Source organism: Ruegeria sp. I1, from assembly GCF_056532675.1.
This window is the reverse complement of the sequence record NZ_JBQFNM010000005.1, coordinates 110,461-129,862: the sequence shown is the minus strand read 5'-3', so window position 1 is coordinate 129,862 and position 19,402 is coordinate 110,461. Positions and strand designations below refer to the sequence as shown.

At 56.5% G+C, this 19,402-nt stretch carries 20 protein-coding genes and 1 pseudogene; 9 read left to right on the top strand and 12 right to left on the bottom strand.

What is annotated here, in order from left to right:
* Positions 1-3: 3 nt before the first annotated feature.
* On the top strand, positions 4-1,890 hold the full coding sequence (locus ACR0DH_RS11215) for an AMP-dependent synthetase/ligase (RefSeq protein WP_480549256.1): 1,887 nt from the start codon (positions 4-6) through the stop codon (positions 1,888-1,890).
* 26 nt (positions 1,891-1,916) lie between these two features.
* On the top strand, positions 1,917-3,077 hold the full coding sequence (locus ACR0DH_RS11210) for an ABC transporter substrate-binding protein (protein WP_170536808.1): 1,161 nt from the start codon (positions 1,917-1,919) through the stop codon (positions 3,075-3,077).
* A gap of 38 nt (positions 3,078-3,115) precedes the next feature.
* Here the strand turns inward: ACR0DH_RS11210 and ACR0DH_RS11205 are convergent, their stop codons facing one another.
* From ACR0DH_RS11205 to ACR0DH_RS11185, 5 genes are all read right to left on the bottom strand, one after another.
* Positions 3,116-3,835 carry a class I SAM-dependent methyltransferase gene (locus ACR0DH_RS11205; protein WP_480549258.1) on the bottom strand — a complete coding sequence of 240 codons (720 nt, stop codon included), beginning with the start codon at positions 3,833-3,835 and terminating at the stop codon, positions 3,116-3,118.
* 212 nt (positions 3,836-4,047) lie between these two features.
* Complete coding sequence (gene rpsI, locus ACR0DH_RS11200; protein ID WP_010440030.1) at positions 4,048-4,533, bottom strand: 30S ribosomal protein S9; 486 nt, start codon at positions 4,531-4,533, stop codon at positions 4,048-4,050.
* Between the two features lie 6 nt (positions 4,534-4,539).
* Entirely contained in the window at positions 4,540-4,998 is a 459-nt protein-coding gene (rplM, locus tag ACR0DH_RS11195) for a 50S ribosomal protein L13 (protein WP_039536983.1), read from the bottom strand.
* 152 nt (positions 4,999-5,150) lie between these two features.
* Positions 5,151-5,627, bottom strand: a complete 477-nt coding sequence (locus tag ACR0DH_RS11190) for a GNAT family N-acetyltransferase (RefSeq protein ID WP_480549260.1) — start codon at positions 5,625-5,627, stop codon at positions 5,151-5,153.
* A gap of 58 nt (positions 5,628-5,685) precedes the next feature.
* Positions 5,686-7,089: an aminotransferase-like domain-containing protein gene (locus ACR0DH_RS11185; RefSeq protein WP_480549262.1), complete on the bottom strand. Its 1,404-nt coding sequence runs from the start codon at positions 7,087-7,089 to the stop codon at positions 5,686-5,688.
* Between the two features lie 99 nt (positions 7,090-7,188).
* Between ACR0DH_RS11185 and ACR0DH_RS11180 the strand changes: the two genes are divergently transcribed.
* Positions 7,189-7,416 carry a YjiS-like domain-containing protein gene (locus ACR0DH_RS11180; protein ID WP_170536815.1) on the top strand — a complete coding sequence of 76 codons (228 nt, stop codon included), beginning with the start codon at positions 7,189-7,191 and terminating at the stop codon, positions 7,414-7,416.
* A 59-nt stretch (positions 7,417-7,475) separates the two neighbouring features.
* Here ACR0DH_RS11180 and ACR0DH_RS11175 read toward each other — a convergent pair whose 3' ends face one another.
* Positions 7,476-7,919, bottom strand: a complete 444-nt coding sequence (locus tag ACR0DH_RS11175; RefSeq protein ID WP_480541529.1) for a PaaI family thioesterase — start codon at positions 7,917-7,919, stop codon at positions 7,476-7,478.
* A gap of 49 nt (positions 7,920-7,968) precedes the next feature.
* Between ACR0DH_RS11175 and ACR0DH_RS11170 the strand changes: the two are divergent.
* From ACR0DH_RS11170 to gluQRS, 4 genes and pseudogenes are all read left to right on the top strand, one after another.
* Positions 7,969-8,763: pseudogene (locus ACR0DH_RS11170) on the top strand (enoyl-CoA hydratase); the annotation flags it as partial.
* Between the two features lie 257 nt (positions 8,764-9,020).
* Positions 9,021-10,361 carry a methylenetetrahydrofolate--tRNA-(uracil(54)-C(5))-methyltransferase (FADH(2)-oxidizing) TrmFO gene (gene trmFO / locus ACR0DH_RS11165; RefSeq protein WP_480549264.1) on the top strand — a complete coding sequence of 447 codons (1,341 nt, stop codon included), beginning with the start codon at positions 9,021-9,023 and terminating at the stop codon, positions 10,359-10,361.
* A 37-nt stretch (positions 10,362-10,398) separates the two neighbouring features.
* Positions 10,399-11,013: a class I SAM-dependent DNA methyltransferase gene (locus tag ACR0DH_RS11160; RefSeq protein ID WP_480549266.1), complete on the top strand. Its 615-nt coding sequence runs from the start codon at positions 10,399-10,401 to the stop codon at positions 11,011-11,013.
* A complete protein-coding gene (gene gluQRS, locus ACR0DH_RS11155; protein WP_480549268.1) occupies positions 11,010-11,891 on the top strand; it encodes a tRNA glutamyl-Q(34) synthetase GluQRS in 882 nt (293 codons plus the stop codon). Before ACR0DH_RS11160 ends, gluQRS begins: the two co-directional genes overlap by 4 nt.
* Before the next feature lie 53 nt (positions 11,892-11,944).
* Here the strand turns inward: gluQRS and hisI are convergent, their stop codons facing one another.
* Positions 11,945-12,334, bottom strand: a complete 390-nt coding sequence (gene hisI / locus ACR0DH_RS11150) for a phosphoribosyl-AMP cyclohydrolase (RefSeq protein WP_480549270.1) — start codon at positions 12,332-12,334, stop codon at positions 11,945-11,947.
* 48 nt (positions 12,335-12,382) lie between these two features.
* On the opposite strand from hisI, the gene ACR0DH_RS11145 reads away from it, so the two are divergent.
* Together ACR0DH_RS11145 and ACR0DH_RS11140 are read left to right on the top strand one after the other, a co-directional pair.
* A complete protein-coding gene (locus ACR0DH_RS11145; RefSeq protein ID WP_480541539.1) occupies positions 12,383-12,835 on the top strand; it encodes an iron-sulfur cluster assembly scaffold protein in 453 nt (150 codons plus the stop codon).
* Between the two features lie 60 nt (positions 12,836-12,895).
* Positions 12,896-13,534, top strand: coding sequence for a MarC family protein (locus ACR0DH_RS11140; RefSeq protein ID WP_480541541.1), 639 nt, complete (start codon positions 12,896-12,898; stop codon positions 13,532-13,534).
* A 187-nt stretch (positions 13,535-13,721) separates the two neighbouring features.
* Here ACR0DH_RS11140 and ACR0DH_RS11135 read toward each other — a convergent pair whose 3' ends face one another.
* The 5 genes from ACR0DH_RS11135 to sciP form a co-directional block, all read right to left on the bottom strand.
* Positions 13,722-13,844 (bottom strand): hypothetical protein, encoded by a 123-nt coding sequence (locus ACR0DH_RS11135; RefSeq protein WP_480549272.1) that lies wholly within the window; start codon positions 13,842-13,844, stop codon positions 13,722-13,724.
* Positions 13,845-13,956: 112 nt separating this feature from the next.
* A complete protein-coding gene (gene recG, locus ACR0DH_RS11130) occupies positions 13,957-16,047 on the bottom strand; it encodes an ATP-dependent DNA helicase RecG (RefSeq protein ID WP_480549274.1) in 2,091 nt (696 codons plus the stop codon).
* Positions 16,044-18,170 carry an NAD-dependent DNA ligase LigA gene (gene ligA / locus ACR0DH_RS11125; RefSeq protein ID WP_480549275.1) on the bottom strand — a complete coding sequence of 709 codons (2,127 nt, stop codon included), beginning with the start codon at positions 18,168-18,170 and terminating at the stop codon, positions 16,044-16,046. Before ligA ends, recG begins: the two co-directional genes overlap by 4 nt.
* A gap of 123 nt (positions 18,171-18,293) precedes the next feature.
* On the bottom strand, positions 18,294-19,010 hold the full coding sequence (ctrA, locus tag ACR0DH_RS11120) for a response regulator transcription factor CtrA (protein ID WP_480549277.1): 717 nt from the start codon (positions 19,008-19,010) through the stop codon (positions 18,294-18,296).
* Positions 19,011-19,095: 85 nt separating this feature from the next.
* Positions 19,096-19,389 carry a CtrA inhibitor SciP gene (gene sciP, locus ACR0DH_RS11115; RefSeq protein WP_480541548.1) on the bottom strand — a complete coding sequence of 98 codons (294 nt, stop codon included), beginning with the start codon at positions 19,387-19,389 and terminating at the stop codon, positions 19,096-19,098.
* Positions 19,390-19,402: the final 13 nt, after the last annotated feature.

The window sequence follows — 19,402 nt, the reverse complement described above, 5'->3', positions numbered from 1 at the left end:
CGGATGGACAGCACGCCTCTGCCCCCTCAGATCGACATCAACGGTGTCCGGTTCAACGCGACCGCTGGGCAGCGTCCCGTGCGGGTCGACGGGGCTGTCACGATCTCGGAGCTGTTCCAGAACCGTTGCGCCGATCTGGGCGACCGGACGGCCCATCGGGAAAAAGATCTGGGTATCTGGAAATCCTACTCATGGACCGACTATTGGCAGCACGCCAAGTGGATCGGGCTTGGCTTGCGTAAGTTAGGGCTTGAGCGCGGTCAGGTCGTCTCGATCCTGTCCGAGGACCGCAAGGAATGGGCCTGGTTCGACATGGGCATTCAATGTGTCGGCGGGATTTCATCCGGTATCTATACGACCGATGCGGCCAGTCAGGTGCAATATCTGATCAACGACAGCACCAGCCGCTTTCTGATCGTTGAAGACGAAGAACAACTGGACAAGTTTCTTGAGGTCGAAGACGCGGTTCCTGACCTTCAAATGGTGATCATCCTTGAAGATGAAGGTTTGCATGACCTCGACCATCCGCGCTGCATGATGATCGATCAGCTCTATGCCCTTGGTCAGCAGGTCGAGGCAGAGGACCCGGGCCGGTTCAAAGCTGAAATCGCTCAAGCCCGACCATCGGACACCGCCTTGCTGGTCTACACATCGGGCACAACGGGCCAGCCCAAGGGTGCGATGCTGAGCCATGAGAACATTCTGGCCGCCATGGAAAGTGGCGCGCGGGCCCTGCCTGCCAAGGCCAGTGACGAACAGCTCTGCTTCCTGCCGCTATGTCATATTCTGGAGCGCGATGTCTCGGTCTATTTTCCTTTGGCCTCCAAATGCACGGTGAACTTCGCGGAAAGCCCGGAAACGGTGTTTGCGAACCTGCAAGAAGTCTCGCCCACCACCTTCACCGCTGTGCCGCGCGTGTGGGAGAAGATCTATGCTCAGGTTCAGATCATGTCACAGGACGCAACGCGCTTTGGGCGGGTTGCATTTGGTCTGGCAGTTAAGGCCGGTCTGGCGCGGGCTGAGTACCTGAGCAGAGGACAGCCTGTCCCGGCGGGTATCGCCGCCCAATTCTGGGTTTGGGATCATCTGGTCCTGCGCAACCTGCGGCGAATGCTGGGCATGGACAAGATGCGCCGAGGCGGGTCTGGTGCGGCCCCAATCTCGCCTGACCTGTTGAAATGGTACTGGGCGATTGGTGTACCGCTGGTCGAAGGGTTCGGCATGACCGAAACCGCAGGTCTGGCATCACTGAACACCACCGATGAGAACCGTATCGGAACCATCGGGCGCGCGGCAGAGGGTTGCGATATCCGGGTCTCGGACGAAGGTGAGTTGCAGATCAAAGGTCTGAACATCTTTCAAGGTTATTGGCGCAACAACGCCAAGACGGCTGAAAGCTTCACCGATGATGGATGGCTGCGCACAGGCGATGTCGGAACGATTGACGCGGATGGCTATGTCTCGATCACCGGTCGAATGAAGGACATCATCATCACGGCAGGCGGCAAGAACATCACCCCTGCCGAGATCGAAAGCCGGCTGAAGTTCAGCCACTATGTCTCGGACGCCGTGATTGTTGGCGATCAGCGCAAGTTTCTGACAGCGCTCATCATGATCGATCAGGAGAATGTCGAGAAATTCGCGCAGGACCGAAAGATCCCTTTCTCGAATTTTGCCTCGCTTTGCGCAGCACCTGAGATCAAAGAGCTGATCGGGGCCGAGGTCGCTTCGGTAAACGCGGATTTCGCCCGCGTCGAACAGGTCAAGGATTTCAGGCTGATCGACGTGTTGTTGACCGCCGAAGATGAAGAACTGACCGCGACGATGAAACTGAAACGCGGCGCCGTGGAAAAGAAACACGCACATCTGATTGAAGACATGTACACTTAACCAAAGCACGAAACGGGAGGAGAACTATGAGCAAGCTGATAAACCGGCTAACGGTCGCTGCGGCTTTGACAGCGTCAGCCACGATGGGTTGGGCACAAACGCAGGGTGTGACCGATGATGAGATCGTGATCGGTGCGGTCAATGACCTCAGCGGTATTTTCGCCGCCGTGGGCGTTCCGGCGACCAAGGGCGCGAATGTGGTCTTTGACCGGGTCAATGCGGCAGGCGGCGTGCATGGTCGCACGATCCGCTATGTGGTCGAAGACAACGGCTATCAGATGCCGCGCGCGATGCAGGGCTATAACAAGCTGCTGAACCGCGACAAGGTATTCGCCATGCTGCAATCGCTGGGCACGCCCATGAACCTAGCCGGGTTTAAACTGCTGGACCCGAAAGGCATTCCCAACGTTGCCCCCCTGACCGCTGCACGGCAAATGCTGCAAGAGCCGGTCAGGAACAAGTTCACGTCGTTCTCAACCTATTACGACCAGGCGCGGGTTGGCGTGAAATACCTCGCCGGCGAGTTCGGGTCGCAGGCTGTTTGCACTATGTATCTGCCAACCGATTTTGGTGAAGAAATACTGGAAGGTAGCAAATCGGGCGCGGAAGAGGCAGGTATCTCATTTGCTTCGGAAACCACGCACAAACCGGATGAAACGGATTTTGTCGGCTCGTTGAGCAAACTTAAGGAAGATGGCTGTGACATCGTCACCATAGCGCTTGGGGTGCGTCAGGCTATCACCGTTGTTGGGACTGCCAAGAAGATGGGCCTGACGGATATGAAATTCCTGGGTACATCGGCCAGCTTCCTGACCGTTGTGGCACAGGTTCCGGGTGGTGTGACCGATGGGTTCTACGCCGCAGCATCCTGGCAGGACCTATGGGCGCGCGCGGATGAACCCGTCCCTGCCGCGTTTATCGAGGAATACAAGGCCGCCACAGGCGAAGACCCGGTTGGCTTTGCAATGCTGGGCTATTCCGCCGCTGAGATGATGGTCAAAGCGCTAGAGGCCGCCGGCCCAGACCTGACCCACGATAGCTTTATCGCCGCGATGGAATCGCTGGACTACACGGATGAGCTGGTCGGCAACCACATCTCGTACAGCGCGGATGATCATCAGGGCGCCGATACGGTCTTTGTGAATGTGGTGGAAAACGGAGCCTGGAACCTCGTCTACGAGGAGTAGGCCATCCAATGAAAGGGGCTGCGGCCCCTTTCGCACTCTCAGGCCCTAAGCAATTTCTTTAGTCTTTTCCGCAATTTCTGCGCTCTGGGCCGGGCATAGATCTGAGCTGGCGTCAGAGTTGCATACCCACCGTGATCGATGACGCGAAATCCCGTCTGGGCATTGACGATCAGAAACTGGTTGAACGGAAGCGTATAGATCGGAAGCCCCTGCGCCTCGCAGAAATAAATGGCATAGGGAAAAACCTCGCTGGGGCTGTATTCTTGGCTATGCTGCCAGATCGTCTTGGTGAAATCATCGCCGCCAATGAACCCATCCTTGCGGATCTTCGGTAGCATCGCATGAAGATCAATGGTGATCCCACGCAAGGTGTGATCGCCGTCGATATACGCCAAGTCCAGCGAGCAGTCTGGTATCTGCGACTGTGCGTTGCGTGTTGTGTCGCGAATTTCAGTCACCTTGTCCAGAAACGGGCTGACCCGTCTGAGCGCTTCGTTTCGGATTTCTTCGAACTCGATATCGGTTTTGTTGGCAGGCTTGTTCCAGTCCGGCAGATTCCGCCATGGATCGATCAGGGTGTAGTGTTCAATTTGAGCGACCTGTGTCAGCAGGGTTTCGGCAAACTGGCCTTTCCAGACCCCAACCTCACAAACAGATCTACACTTCAGCCGCGAGATGAGATTGACCCACAATTGATGCCGGTCCTGACTGATCCCGATCGCCTGTTCAATAATTTCGTCAAGCTCTGCCGTGTCCATGGGTGCCTCGAACTACGCGACAACCTTAGGCCACCGCTTTGAAAGGAAACTACGGTCTTCTAACAGTCTGTACTCTTCGAGATCAGGTTTACACGAATTGGCAGCGCTGGTTTCAAAATTTGAGACAGGCAGCGCATTGTTGCCTATCAGCACAAAAAAAAGGGCGCCTGCGATTGCAGACGCCCGATTTGAAATCTGGAAGCAGTTGGTGATTAACGCTTCGAGAACTGGAACGAACGGCGGGCTTTGCGCTTACCGTATTTCTTACGTTCCACAACGCGGCTGTCGCGGGTCAAGAAGCCAGCGGCTTTCAGGGCGCCACGCAGGTTCGGATCATAAAGCTGCAGCGCTTTCGAGATGCCGTGCTTGACCGCACCGGCCTGACCGGTCAGGCCACCGCCTTTGACGGTTGCGACAACGTCGAATTCACCTTCCACACCGGCAACCTGGAACGGCTGGCGCAGGATCAGCTGCAGAACGGGACGTGCGAAGTACTTGTCCTGGTCCTTGCCGTTTACGGTGACTTTGCCGGAGCCCGGCTTGATCCAAACGCGGGCAACAGCGTCTTTACGCTTGCCGGTGGCGTAGGAGCGGCCCAGCTCGTCACGCACGGGTTCGCGCACGATGACTTCTTCGGCCACGGTTTCAACGCCTGCGACGGCGCTCAGCTCTTCGAGAGTATTGATCTGATCAGCCATCGGTCATTAGCTCCGGGTGTTTTTCTTGTTCATGGACTTCACGTCCAGAACTTCGGGCGCTTGCGCCTCGTGGGGATGCTCGGCACCGGCATAAACGCGCAGGTTGGTCATCTGCTGGCGCGCCAGACGGTTGCCCGGCAGCATGCGCTTGACCGCTTGGGTCACGACGCGCTCGGGGTGTGCACCCTCAAGGATCTGCTGCTTGGTGCGCGACTTGATGCCGCCCGGGTGGCCAGTGTGCCAGTAGAAGTTTTCTTCGCGCTTCTTGCCGGTCATCTGGATTTTGTCAGCGTTGATCACGATGACATTGTCGCCCATGTCCATGTTCGGGGTGAACGACGCTTTGTGCTTGCCACGCAGGCGCATGGCGACGATCGAGGCGAGACGGCCCAGAACAACGCCCTCGGCGTCGATCAGGATCCATTTCTTGTCGATGTCTGCAGGTGTTGCAGAAAAGGTTTTCATGGCAGGATAGTCCTGTTTGATGTGAAAGACCGCCCTAATACAGAGCGGCCCGAATTCGATGGACGGGTTTTATGGGGTGAAAGCATGCAGGTCAAGCGCGCAAAGATAGATTTACTTGTTAGATAACAATGCTTTAAAAAATAGGTATTATTTTACCCCATATTACTCCACACATCTTTCAGCAAAACCCAGCGCATCCACATCGTAGGACCGTTCCCCAAGTCAAGTGATTGGTTATCCACGTGTCGTGCCCCTAGTTTTGCTGTCGCTTTTTGCGATCGAATATTGGAAGGGTCGATATGAAACCAGACTTGGTCCCAATCCTGAAAGGCATAATCAAGCATCAGCGCCTTTACCGCCCGATTACTGGCGCCGCCCCAATGATCCACAGTCAGAAAACTATACCCAATCGCGATCCCCCCGGGAACCTCGGGTGGTTTGTAGTATTTTGAACATCCCACGACCCGACCACCGACGTCGCGGATTGTCACAGCACCTTCTGTCGAAAGCAGGAACTCAAAATACGGGCCAAAGACATCTCTTTTATGCCTCGTCCTTGCCGGGTGACCGGCCCAGATCACAGGGTCGCTAGCGGCAGCATAGAGCGGCTCGAAATCGGCTTCTGTCATTGGGTCAATTACAAACCCGCCGCCGCGCAATTGGGGAATATGTACTAACCTATTCACCTTAGACCGAGATCTGTTCCGGTGGATTGTCCAGCAAAGACCGCAGGCGCATCATGGCGTCTTCAAATCGTTGCAGCGAGACATGCCCGTTCATGGCAATGCGCACCGCATTTGGTGCACGACCATCCCGCAATGCGAATTCATCCGCAGACCGCAACTGTATCCCCTCTCGCTCAGCCGCGCGGCTGAATGCAGCAGCGCGCCAACCCGACGGCAGGTTCAGCCAAACAAACGGGACATCGGGGGCCCAGTTCAGATCAAACCCACCCAGAGCGTTTACCGTGATGTGAACATATTCCGTCATCCTACTACGTACGTCTTGTGCAATCTGACGCGTTCTAGGGTCAGACAGAAGCAGGCGGGTTAACTCGGCCAAGGGCTGAGCCAAGCCAAAATACCCATATTCGGCAGACCGGCGCAAACCCACGCTGCGTTCACGCGGAGCGATGGCAAAGCCAACCCGCAGGGCTGGGGTCAGAATCTTCGAGATCGAAGACACGTGCCACCCACGCTCAGGCGCAAGGGCGCGGAAACTGGGTTCTTTGGCATCCCCCATTCGATAGCAATCATCCTCAACGATCTGGACATCAAATTTCCGCGCGATCTCAACGATTTCTTTGCGCCTTTCCAAAGGCGTGTGCGTTGCGGTTGGATTTTGAACTTCGGGTGACACGCACACCGCCTGCGCCGGGGTTTGGCGCAGAACATGTTCCATTGCGCCGGGATCGATACCCCATTTGTCCATTCTGATGCCGACCACCTCGGCGCGCATCAACTCTCCGGCACGACGGAAACCGGCGTAAGACAGGTCCTCGACCAAAACGACCGGCTTGGGCCCTTGCAGGATGGTTTGAAACACCAAGCATAGCCCATTCTGCCCCCCATGGGTCAGGACAATGTCATCATCGTTCAGCGGGCCCAGCGGAAGATCCGACAGCCAATCAACCACAGCCTGTCGCATCGGCTGATACGCATCGCGTGTGGGGTAGTTCATGAATAATGCGGGATCGGATTGAGAGACTTTCTGCAAGCACTCTCGGATCAAAGACACCTGCCCCATATCCACCAGCCTGGGGCTGAACAGGCTGACATGGTGGGTGTTCTGCGCCTCGGCCAGATGAAGCTGCCGGGACCAGACATCATCCAGAATCGGAGATTTTGGCGGGGCTACGAATGTACCACGTCCGACCTCGGCTTGTAGCAACCCCTCATCTGTGAGAATCGTATAAGCGCGCGCGACAGTGCCGGGTGTAATTTGCAATCGATACGCCAGTTCCCGCACCGGTGGCAGTTTGGTGCCGATATCTAAAGTTTTGTTATCAATAGCTTTTCGTATTGTGTCGGCAACCAGAGTATACTTTGGCCCCTTGGACTTTGGCAGCGTGTTTGGCCAAATTGTATCCATTACAATTCTTCCTTTGCGTTTGACACAATCTTGAATGTATCAAGTACACATATCGAACATCAATGCTTTGTGTCAATACAATGGGAAAGGAATACTGAGATGACACGCACAATGCACAACCCCGCCCTCTTGCTGCTGAACGACAGCCCCCGGTTGCCGCTGATCGCCGCGCTGGCCGTGCGGTTTGCGGCGGCGGTCACTCAATGGGAACGCCGTCGTCGCAGTCGCATTAACCTGAGCTATCTGGATGACAGGCTTCTTGAGGATGTTGGTCTGACCCCAATGCAGGCCAAACGTGAGGTAAGCCGCCATTTCTGGCAGCTCTGATTGATCCCCAGTCCCATTTTGGGACCTCTTCCTGGGCCGGGGTTTATCCCCGGCCTTTTTTATCCAAACTTGGCCGCAGCCGACCCCGCCGGTGGAAGGGAATAGGTCATACTGGCCCGAGCAACCGGCTGATCTGAGCCTTCGGAGTAGATCAGCACATCCCCGACAGCCAGGCTGCGCCCAAGTTTCAGCAACCGACAAGTTGCAACCAGATCTTTGCCGCCTTCCGGTTTTCGCAGAAAATCCAGCGAACTGTTGGTGGTTACGGCAAGCGACTGGCGACCTTTGCGCGCCAGCACCATGGCGTAGACACAGACATCCGCCAGCCCGAACATCGAAGGGCCAGACACTGTACCACCGGGGCGCAAGTGACGATCTGCCACAACAAGGCGCATGGTGATGCTGTCTTCATCCAGCGCCTCGACCACGAAGTCCTTATGGACCTGTGGGAATACCTCGGCCAGGTATTGTGACAGTTCGTCTTTGTTCAGCGCCAATCCCATGCTTCCCCTCCTGTATCTTGCGCCCTAGAGTTGGCCCAACAGCCAGCAGGAGGGCAAGATGGCAATTTTGGAACGTAACGACACTGGCGCGGTCGCGCAGCTTCGATTGAATGCGCCGGATCGGTTGAACGCCCTGAGCGATGAGATGCTGGCGGCCCTGCAAGCTGAGTTCGACAAACTGCGCGAGGACAGATCGATCCGCGCCATTACCCTGTCGGGTGCGGGCAAAGCCTTCTGCGCCGGGCATGATCTGAAACAGATGACAGCAGGCCGGCAATCCGAGGATGGCGGCAAAGCTTACTTTCAGGATCTGTTCAATCGCTGTGCCAAGATGATGATGTCAATCCAGTCCCTCCCGCAGCCCGTTGTCGCGCAAGTGCACGGCATTGCGACAGCGGCGGGATGTCAGTTAGTGGCGACCTGCGATCTGGCCGTTGCGGCTGAAGGCACACGTTTTGGTGTGAATGGTGTGAATATTGGGCTGTTCTGTTCGACGCCCATGGTCGCACTTAGCCGCAACATCCCCAGAAAACTGGCCTTTGAGATGCTGACAACTGGTGATTTCATCACCGCCGAACGCGCAGCGGAACTCGGCTTGGTCAATCGCGTGGTCCCTGAAATGCTGCTGGAACACGAAACAATTTCGCTCGCCGAGCAGCTGGCCAGCAAGTTGGGAAGTGCGGTGAAAATCGGGAAAGAAGCGTTTTATCAACAGCTTCAGATGCCGCTGGATCAGGCCTATTCCTATACCGGAGAGGTAATGGCGCAGAATATGCTGCATCGGGATACCGAAGAAGGCATTTCCGCCTTTATCGAGAAACGCCCCCCGAATTGGACCCAATAACGCAATTGTCAGGTATATTTTTTGCCACTGTTTTCATTTTTGCACTTTTCAAAAGGGCAGCACTGTGGCAAAGCTGAGACGAGGCTAAGGCCTCGGACATACTTTTGGGTCGCCGTGGGCGGAAGGTCCCTCCAAGCTGGTTTCTCTCACCGGCGTTGACATTCCCGCAGCGGCGACCCCAAGACCTCCCGTAAAATAAGCGCTACATTCCTACGGGTGAGTTGCGTCCACTTGCCCCCTGCCCTATGTGGCAGCGCATGACACAAGTTTTGCATATCGTGGGCGGCGGCATGGCCGGGTCCGAGGCCGCATGGCAAGCCGCAGAGATGGGCGTGGATGTAGTTATCCATGAAATGCGCCCCACTATCGGCACCTTTGCGCACCAGACAGGCAACCTTGCCGAAATGGTGTGCTCAAACTCTTTTCGCTCTGACGATGATGAACAAAACGCCGTTGGTCTGCTGCATTGGGAGATGCGCGCCGCGAACGGGCTGATTATGACCACGGCTGACGCGCACCGCCTGCCCGCTGGCGGTGCACTGGCGGTTGACCGCGATCCGTTTGCCGAAGACGTCACCGCCAAGCTGCGCACCCATCCCCGGGTGAGCGTCACCGACGAAGAGGTCACGACCCTGCCCGATGATGGGCATTGGATCTTTGCCACGGGTCCTTTGACCTCGCCCGCTCTGGGAGAAGCGATCCGGGCTGAAACCGGGGCTGAGGCGCTGGCATTCTTCGATGCGATCGCGCCGATTGTCTATGCCGACAGTATCGACATGAGCAAAGCTTGGATGCAGTCCCGCTATGACAAAGGCGAGACCGAGGAAGAGCGGACGGCTTATCTGAACTGCCCCATGGACCGCGATCAGTACGAAACCTTTATCGATGCCCTGCTGGCCGCCGACAAAACCGAGTTCCACGAAGGCGAAACCGCAGGGTATTTCGACGGCTGTTTGCCAATCGAGGTGATGTCGGAGCGCGGACGCGAAACCCTGCGTCATGGTCCGATGAAACCCGTTGGCCTGACCAACCCGCATCAACCGGATGTGAAACCGCACGCCGTTGTGCAACTGCGCCGCGACAATGCTCTTGGCACGCTGTTCAATATTGTGGGCTTCCAGACTAAGATGAAATACGGCGCGCAGACCGAGGTGTTCCGCATGATCCCTGGCCTGGAAAACGCCAGCTTCGCGCGCTTGGGCGGTATCCATCGGAACACGTTCATAAACTCGCCCACCCTGCTGGACGCACAGATGCGGCTAAAGTCGAAACCGAACATCCGCTTTGCCGGTCAGATCACCGGGGTCGAAGGCTATGTTGAAAGCGCTGCAATGGGTCTGCTGGCCGGACGCCTGGCCGCAGCAGAAATTCTGGGGCACTCGCTGCCCGAGGTGCCGCAAGACAGTGCGATGGGCGCTTTGATCCACCACATCACGGGCGGGGCTGAGGCAAAGACCTTTCAGCCGATGAATGTGAATTTCGGCCTGTTCCGTCCGGTCGACGGCCTGAAAGGCGGTCGTCGGGGACGCAAGGACCGTTACAAAGCCTACACAGATCGCGCCAAAACGGAATGGAACAACTGGTTAGCCGCTTGCTGACTGGACGAAGCGTAGAGGTTCAGCCTACCATCGGCATATGAGCGACGAATTCTTCAAAAGCACCTACGATCTGGAAACCCCCGAACAGACTGAGGCCCACTACCAAAAATGGGCCGCAACTTATGAGGCCGAAGTGGCCGAGCAAGGTTATGCTACACCGGATCGCGTGGCTCAGGCGCTCTGGTCGCAAAAGCCCGAATCTCAGATGCCGGTTCTGGACTATGGTTGCGGCACCGGTCTGTCAGGGGTCGCGTTGCGAAATGCCGGTTTCGCAGTCATCGACGGCATGGACCCAACCGCCAACATGCTGGCAGTTGCAAAAACCAAAGGCGTCTACAGAACACTGTCCAGCTTTGAGATCACCGATCCTGCGCCGCTTACCAATGAAGCTTATACTGCGATCACGGCCATCGGTGTCATCGGAGCAGGTGCAGCCCCGCCTGAAACGCTGGATATGCTGATGCACGCGCTGCCCAAAGGTGGAATGCTGTCGTTTTCCTTCAACGATCACACACTTGCGGATCACACGTATACAGCGCGGCTGAACGACTGGTTGGATATGGGCGCTGCACGACTGTTGTTCCGTCAACACGGTCCTCATTTGCCGGGTCTGGACATGAACTCCGACGTGTATGTGCTAGAAAAAACGTGACATTCACCACGCGCTTTGCACCATCTCCGACGGGTCCTTTGCATCTGGGGCACGCCTATTCGGCGTTGCTGGCGCACGACATGGCGGCGTCTGAAGGTGGTGAATTCCTGTTGCGGATCGAAGATATCGATCAATCCAGATCGCGCCCGCACTGGGAAGAACAGATTTATGATGACCTCACATGGCTTGGCCTGCATTGGCCCAAACCCGTCATGTGCCAATCCGAGCGTCGGGCAATCTACGATGCAGCGCTGGATGAACTCTGGCAGCGCGGCTTTCTGTTTCCGTGCAGCTGCAACCGCAAAGATATTGCTGCAGCGGTCAGCGCCCCGCAGGAAGGCGCACCGCTATTGGGCCCTGATGGCGTGATCTATCCGGGCACATGTAGGCACCGCGTACCAAAATCAGAAGATACACCCCGCCCACAAAACGAAGCGCTGCGCCTGGATATGCCCAAAGCGGCGCAACACGTTTTTAACAGTGACGCCTTAGCCGGACAGTTCACCGAACATGGCACAGGCCCCAAGGGCGAAACCGGAACGGTCAAGTTTACGCCGGAAGAGTTGATCACAACGATCGGTGACGTTGTCCTCGCCCGGCGAGGCATGGGGACGTCGTACCATCTGTCCGTCGTTCTGGATGATGCAGCACAGGGCATCACGCGGGTTGTGCGCGGTCAGGATCTGTTTGACGCCACGCGCATCCATGTCCTGCTACAGGCCCTTCTGGAGCTGCCAGTCCCCGAATACTTCCACCACGATTTGATCCGTGACGACGCAGGCAAGCGCTTGGCGAAACGAGACGATGCCCGCGCGATATCGAAATACAGATCCGACGGTGCAAGCCCCGAAGACATCCGCGCGATGGTTGGTCTTTGACCACGCTGACTAGAATCAGGCATACGCGCACCCAAGGCAGACCGCCCTGGCCCTTATTCCATCGGTTTCATCAACTCGGTCTCATCCCCGTCCCGGATGGCGGTATAGAAACAGCTGCGCCGGTTCGTGTGACAGGCAGGACCTTTCTGATCGACCAGCACCAGCAGGCAATCCCGGTCACAATCAACGCGGAAATCGATCAACGCCTGCGTATGCCCCGAAGACTCACCCTTTATCCAGAAGGATTGCCGCGACCTTGACCAATAGGTAACCCGACCTGTTTCCAAGGTGCGTTCAATCGCTTGCGCGTTCATCCAAGCCATCATCAGAACCTCGCCTGATGCATGGTCTTGTGCGATGGCTGGAACCAGCCCCGCCTCATTATATTTCAAGGTTGCGGGGTCAAACACAATTGGATCAGTCATCAGAAAAACCTTTTGCATCCCAAGGGCTGGCCACTATGTATGGGGAACACGCAACGAGGGAAAGCCATGAGTGGCGAAAACGATCTGATAAAGCTGTACTCGGCAAGAATTCTTGCGCTGGCCGCAGATATCCCCCATCTCGAACGGCTGGATAACCCCGATGCATCGGTGAAAAAGCGCTCACCTCTGTGCGGATCAACGGTATCCGTGGATGTAAAAATGCAGGATGGTTGCGTCAGTGCGTTTGGGCAGGATGTCAAAGCCTGCGCATTGGGTCAGGCTTCGGCTTCTATTGTGGGTGACGCGGTGATCGGCGCGACGCGCGCGCAGATCGAAACAGCGCGGGATCAGCTTGCAGCGATGTTGAAAAAGGACGGCCCGGTTCCGGATGCACCGTTTGACGGGCTTGAGGTTCTGATGCCGGCGCGCGAGTACAAAAACCGTCACGCCTCGATCCTGCTGTGTCTGGACGCCACGGCCGAAGCCATAGCACTTGCCGAACAGGCCAACTGCGCCTGAGCGTAGCTTTTCCACACTTTCCCGTCTAACCTCGCCAACAACTGGTTAGAGGGGTTCGATGTGGACAATTTACTAGAGCATTTTGTAACCCTATGGGTCGTGATCGACCCGATCGGTACGATCCCGGTTTTCATCGCAGTGACTGCAGGTCTTGCGGCATCGGCCCGCAGACGGGTCGCCATTCTGGCCGCAGTGATCAGCGCCGGGGTCCTGCTGTTCTTCCTGATCTTCGGCCAATTGCTGATCGAAGCGCTAGATATTGGGTTGAACTCGTTTCAGGTCGCTGGCGGCATCATCCTGTTCTTGTTCGCGCTGACCATGATCTTTGGTGAAAGCAAGCAGGATATCGAACAACGCGCAGCCGAAGATGACAAAGACGATAAAACCCATAAGCACAACCCAGCGATCTTTCCGTTGGCGGTGCCGTCACTCGCCTCGCCTGGCGCGATGCTGGCGATCGTCATTCTGACCGACAACAACCGCTACAGCGCAGCAGATCAGGGCATCACGGCCTTAGTCATGCTGTCTGTGCTCGTGATCGCATTTATTCTCATGTTGCTGGCCGAGCCGATCATTCGTCTGATCGGTCATTCCGGGGCTGCCATCATCAGTCGCGTGATGGGCATGATCCTAGCCTCAGTCGCCGTCAATTCGGTTTTATCGGCCATGCTGGAAATCATGAAAACTGGTCAGCTATAAAAAAAACCGCCGCTCCTTCCGGGCGGAAAGGGCGGCGGCAGTCTATGCGTGTCTCGCGTGGGGTCCGGAACGCCGCGCGGGGCCGAGGCATGGCCCCTTCAAGGGGTTTGGGACAGGCAGGTCACCCTTGATCGTAATGGGGATGACAGGCGCGGGTTGATCGGCACGAGATCGCAGGCAGAAAGGCTTAGAAACCAACGGGAAGGTGAAGGGCAACCATCAGCATGACAACCAAGGACACAACCCCCGCGACATCCTGCAGGATGGTCGTGTGCGAACGGCTAAACGCGGTCTTGATCTGGGTCAGCATTGGGTCACCTCCGGTCGAAGATTTAATCCTTTGTTGACCTTTTGTTCTCATATTTCCTCAAGTCAGTAAAGAACTTTTTAAGAACATTTGTGAACTTTAAGGGATTATTTACCTAACCCACTGAAATCAAACGGATCGCCTGATCCTGTTTCATCAGCCATAACAGAACACGCGCGGCCTTACCCCGCTCCGAGGTCAGTTTCGGGTCTTGGTTCAGCAGCGCACGGGCATCTGATTGCGCCACCGCCATCAACCCGGCCTGCCGTTCGAGATCGGCAATGCGAAACTTTGGCAATCCTGACTGCGCGGTCCCGATCAGGTCGCCCGCGCCGCGCATTTGCAGATCGGTTTCCGAGATACGAAAGCCATCCTCGGTTTCTCGTAGCACTTCTAATCGTTTGCGCCCCCCTTCGCTGAGCGGCGGTTGATACATCAACAAACATGTTGACTCCGCATCACCTCGACCAATGCGTCCCCGCAATTGGTGTAATTGTGCCAGCCCGAAGATCTCGGCCCGTTCGATCACCATGATCGTGGCATTTGGCACGTTTACACCAACTTCGATGACGGTCGTGGCCACCAGAACTTTGGTGTCACCGCTCTGAAAAGCTGCCATGGCCGCGTCTTTCTCGGCTGGCGGCATCTGGCCGTGAACAAGACCGACAACTCCTTCACCTAGAATAGCACGCAGGCGTTTGAACCTTTCTTCTGCAGCGGTCAGGTCCGATACTTCGGATTCGTCCACCAAAGGACAGACCCAGTAGCACTGCCGCCCCTCATCAATCGCACGACGTAAATGCGAGACAACCTCATCCATACGGTCCGTGCTGACAATGGCTGTCTTGATTGGCTTCCGACCGGGCGGCTTTTCATCCAGAACCGAGACATCCATGTCGCCATATTGCGCCAGTGCAAGACTGCGTGGAATCGGAGTGGCCGTCATCACCAGCACATCCGCACCCTGCCCCTTTTCTGACAATTCCATCCGCTGGCGCACGCCAAACCGGTGCTGTTCGTCAACGATGGCAAGACGCAGCGCGTGAAACTCCACATCGCTCTGGAACACCGCATGTGTGCCAACCAGAATCTGAATATCCCCAGCTTTCAGGGCTGCCAGCTTCGCCCGCCTCTCGGCCCCTTTGTCGCGCCCTGTCAGGATTTCCAGCACCACGCCGGCCTCTTCAGCCAGGGGGCGCAATCCTTCCAGATGCTGCCGCGCCAAGATCTCGGTCGGGGCCATCATCACGCCCTGCCCGCCAGCTTCGACCGCAATCAGTAGCGCCATGAAGGCGACCAGTGTTTTCCCGGCCCCCACATCGCCCTGCAACAGACGGTTCATCCGCGCATCAGAGGCCATATCAACAGAAATCTCTTCGATGGCGCGGGTCTGTGCCTTGGTTGGGCGATAAGGCAGGCTACCCAAGACCCTCGATTGCAACGCGCCGGTTCCAGCGCTGACGATACCCCGCGCTTTACGCTCGATCTGGCGCGCCAAAGCCAGCGTCAACTGATGGGCCAGAAGCTCATCATAGGCCAGACGCTCTCGTGCGGATGAAAACGCCGCCACATCATCTGCGCCCTGCGGGTTATGGGCCGCCTCGACGGCCCCCTTCCAACCTGACCACTTCTGTCGTGCCACCTGGGCCAGATCGATCCATTCCGCCAGGTCTGGCGCGCGCGTCAAAGCACTGCGGGCGGCTTTGAAGGCCGTCTTTTGGGTGACGCCATGGGTCAGGTGATACACCGGTTCGAATTCCGGGATATCCTGCGCCTGCTCAACCGGCAGCATATGATCGGGATGGACCATCTGCGCCATACCATCAAACAGCTCCAATTTGCCCGAGATCACGCGGCGCGATCCCTGCGGCAGCAGTTTTTTCAGATAATCGCCCCGCGCGTGAAAAAACACGAGCTGAAAATCGGCTTGACTGTCTTCGACATGAATCCAATACGCACCACCTTTGTTGCGCGGTGGTCTGTGCACGCCAACGGTTACCTCAACTGTCAAAGTCGTTGGCAAATCAACGCCTTGAATGGTATCGCGCCTGCGCCGGTCAATCACCGCGTAAGGCAAGCCAAACAGCACATCGCGCGGGCTTTCGATCCCGCTTTGCACCATAGCCTGCGCCGTTTTTGGGCCGACACCCTCCAGTGTTTCCAACCCGGCAAACAACGGGAACAGCTGTTCGGGCCGTCCACTCATGCGCCGTCAATCAGCTGTAGCCAGCCATCCTCATCCAGTGTTTCGATCCCCAGCTCAGCGGCTTTCTTGGCCTTGGACCCGGCACCTGGACCAGCGACAAGCAGATCGGTTTTCTTGCTGACCGAACCAGATACCTTAGCACCCAACGCCTCAGCCCGGGCTTTGGCTTCGGCACGGGTCATCTTTTCCAACGTTCCGGTGAAGACGACGGTTTTACCCGCAACCGGGCTGCCTGTTGTATCCGGGCGCTTTGCCTCCTCTACCTGCAACTGGGCGACAAGATCATCGATGCTGGCTCGTTCCGCTTGTTGCGCAAAGGCTGAAACCAGCGCGCGGGCCATGACTTCGCCCACTCCGTCGATACCCAGCAGGTCCTCCCATTCTGGCCCTTCGAAGGCGGCCGCTGCGGTCACGGCGGTTTCGAATTCGGCCCAACTGCCATAGTGAGTAGCAATCAGGTTCGACGCGGCCTCCCCCATGTGGCGAATGCCCAAAGCGAACAGCAAACGCCCGAACCCGATATTGCGTTTTTCATCTATTGCGGCCCACAGGTTGCCCGCACTTTGCGCGCCCCACCCTTTGCGGTTGGCCAGTTTGGTCAGATTGCCCGCATCGCGCTGTTGCAGCGTGAAGATGTCGACTGGCGTTTTGATCGGCAATTCAAGGTCGTCATAAAACATCTCAATCTGCTTTGCGCCCAGACCCTCAATGTCAAAGGCCTTACGCGAAACGAAATGCTTAAGCTTCTCAACAGCTTGCGCAGGGCAGATCAAGCCACCTGTGCAGCGCCGAACCGCATCGCCTTCTTCCCTGATTGCCTCGCTGCCGCATTCGGGGCACCGCGTTGGAAAATCGAAAGGCACTGCGTCATCTGGGCGTTTGGAAATGTCGACATCTGCGATCTTGGGGATCACATCGCCGGCACGGTACACCTGCACCCAATCACCGACCCGAATATCCTTGCCATCGCGGATTTCACCGCCCTTAGCGTCACGGCCCGCGATATAATCTTCGTTATGCAATGTGGCGTTTGAGACAACGACGCCGCCCACCGTAACCGGATGCAATCGTGCAACCGGGCTAAGCGCGCCGGTCCGACCAACCTGAATGTCAATCGCTTCAAGCCGGGTCCAGGCCAGTTCAGCAGGAAATTTGTGGGCAATCGCCCAGCGGGGCGTGGTTGACCGGAATCCCAATCGCGCCTGCAGCGCCAGATCGTTGACCTTGTAGACGACACCGTCGATATCATAGCCCAGCGTGGCGCGCTGTGCTTCGATTTGTCGGTACTGGGCCAGGATCTCATCCGTGGTTTTGCATTCGCGGGTCAGATTATTCGTTGAGAAACCAAAGCCTTTCAAGCGGTCAATCGCGCCCTTCTGAGTGTCAGAAAGCGGTTCTGATAATTCACCCCAGGCATAAGCAAAGAACCGCAGCGGACGGGCGCGCGTGATTTCCGAATCCAGCTGTCTCAATGATCCGGCGGCGGCATTTCGGGGATTGGCAAAGGTTTTCCCGCCGATTTCGGTTTGACGCAGGTTGAGCGCATCAAAATCTGCGTGCGACATGTAGACCTCACCCCGAACTTCAAGAATCGCAGGCGCGTCTTCGATGGTTTGGGGAACATCAGTCAGCGTTCGGGCGTTGGCCGTAACGTTTTCACCTACCTCACCATCACCGCGTGTGGCCGCCTGAACCAGCTTACCGTTTTCGTAGCGTAACGAAAGGGACAGACCGTCGATCTTCGGTTCCGCCGTATACGCAAGCTGCGCATCGTCATCCAGCCCGAGGTATTTTCGGATCGACCGGTCAAAGTCGGCCACATCCTCATCGTCGAACGCATTGCCAAGCGACATCATGCGCACCGCATGGGTGACCTTAGAAAACCCGTCTGCCGCGCGGGCGCCGACCTGATCACTGGGGCTATCGGCACGCTTGAGATGTGGGAACCGCGACTCGATTTCGGCATTCCGCCGTTTCAGCGCATCGTATTCCGCGTCTGATATCTCGGGTGCATCTGCGCCGTGATACAATTGATTGGCCCGTACGAGCACCTCGGCCAGCCGTGCAAGCTCGCCACGGGCCTGATCTTCGGTCAGGTCTTCTGTTGGAATGGAGTTGCTCATGGCCTCGCCCTGTCACGTCTTCTTGGACATCAGTGATAGGGCGAGGCCATGGCTAGGTCCAGACGTGCTGAGCCGTGAGTGTGGGTGCCGCCCTGGACCAACGGCGGCACAAGTGTTCGGATGTCAGGCGCCGACTGCGATACGGGTATCGTCCATGCTGTCGGATTGCGGATCACGCAGCACATAGCCGCGGCCCCAAACCGTTTCGATATAGTTGTCGCCACCGGTTGCATTGCTGAGTTTCTTGCGCAACTTGCAGATAAACACATCGATGATTTTCAGTTCTGGCTCATCCATGCCGCCATAAAGGTGGTTCAGGAACATCTCTTTTGTCAGGGTTGTGCCCTTACGCAGGCTCAACAGCTCCAGCATCTGATATTCCTTGCCAGTCAGGTGAACAGTCTGGCCATCAACCTCAACCGTCTTGGCATCCAGGTTAACAGCAACGCGCCCGGTATGGATCACCGATTGTGAATGCCCTTTCGAACGTCGGATAATCGCATGGATACGGGCAACCAGTTCTTCGCGATGGAACGGCTTGGTCAGATAGTCATCCGCGCCAAATCCAAAGCCCTTGATCTTGCTTTCCGTATCGTCAGCCCCAGATAGGATCAGGATCGGAGTTTCCACCCGCGCGATCCGCAATTGGCGCAGTACTTCATGCCCGTTCATGTCCGGCAGGTTCAGGTCCAGCAAAATGAGATCGTAATCATAGAGTTTTGCCAGATCGATCCCTTCTTCCCCCAAATCCGTCGCATATACATTCAAGTTTGCATGCGTCAGCATCAATTCGATGCTTTTGGATGTGGTTGGATCATCCTCGACAAGAAGTATTCTCATTTCACTGCTCCAATTCAGGTCATAAAACTTCAATTCAATTCAAACCTGATCAAAAATGGTTAATCTGACGTTACCGTTGAATCATTTATTCACTTTCATCTTTAGGTTGTCGATATTTTTTTAGGGCTGTTACTTTCAATGCCTCGATTCCGTGTTCGGCGACGGCAGATACCCATGTGTTGAACTCTTCATCGCTGATGCCATATCGTTTCTTGGCGTCCGACAGAGTGATCAGGCCGTAAAGAACGCCACGCACAACAATGATTTTGCGAGACGCGACCCAGCGTCGTGTGTCAGCGGGTGGAAGATCTGCGCGCGACAGAACCGAGCCATCCGGCAAGGTAACAGATCGCGGCCCTTCAACTTTGTGCAAATACATCTTTCTACCCTTT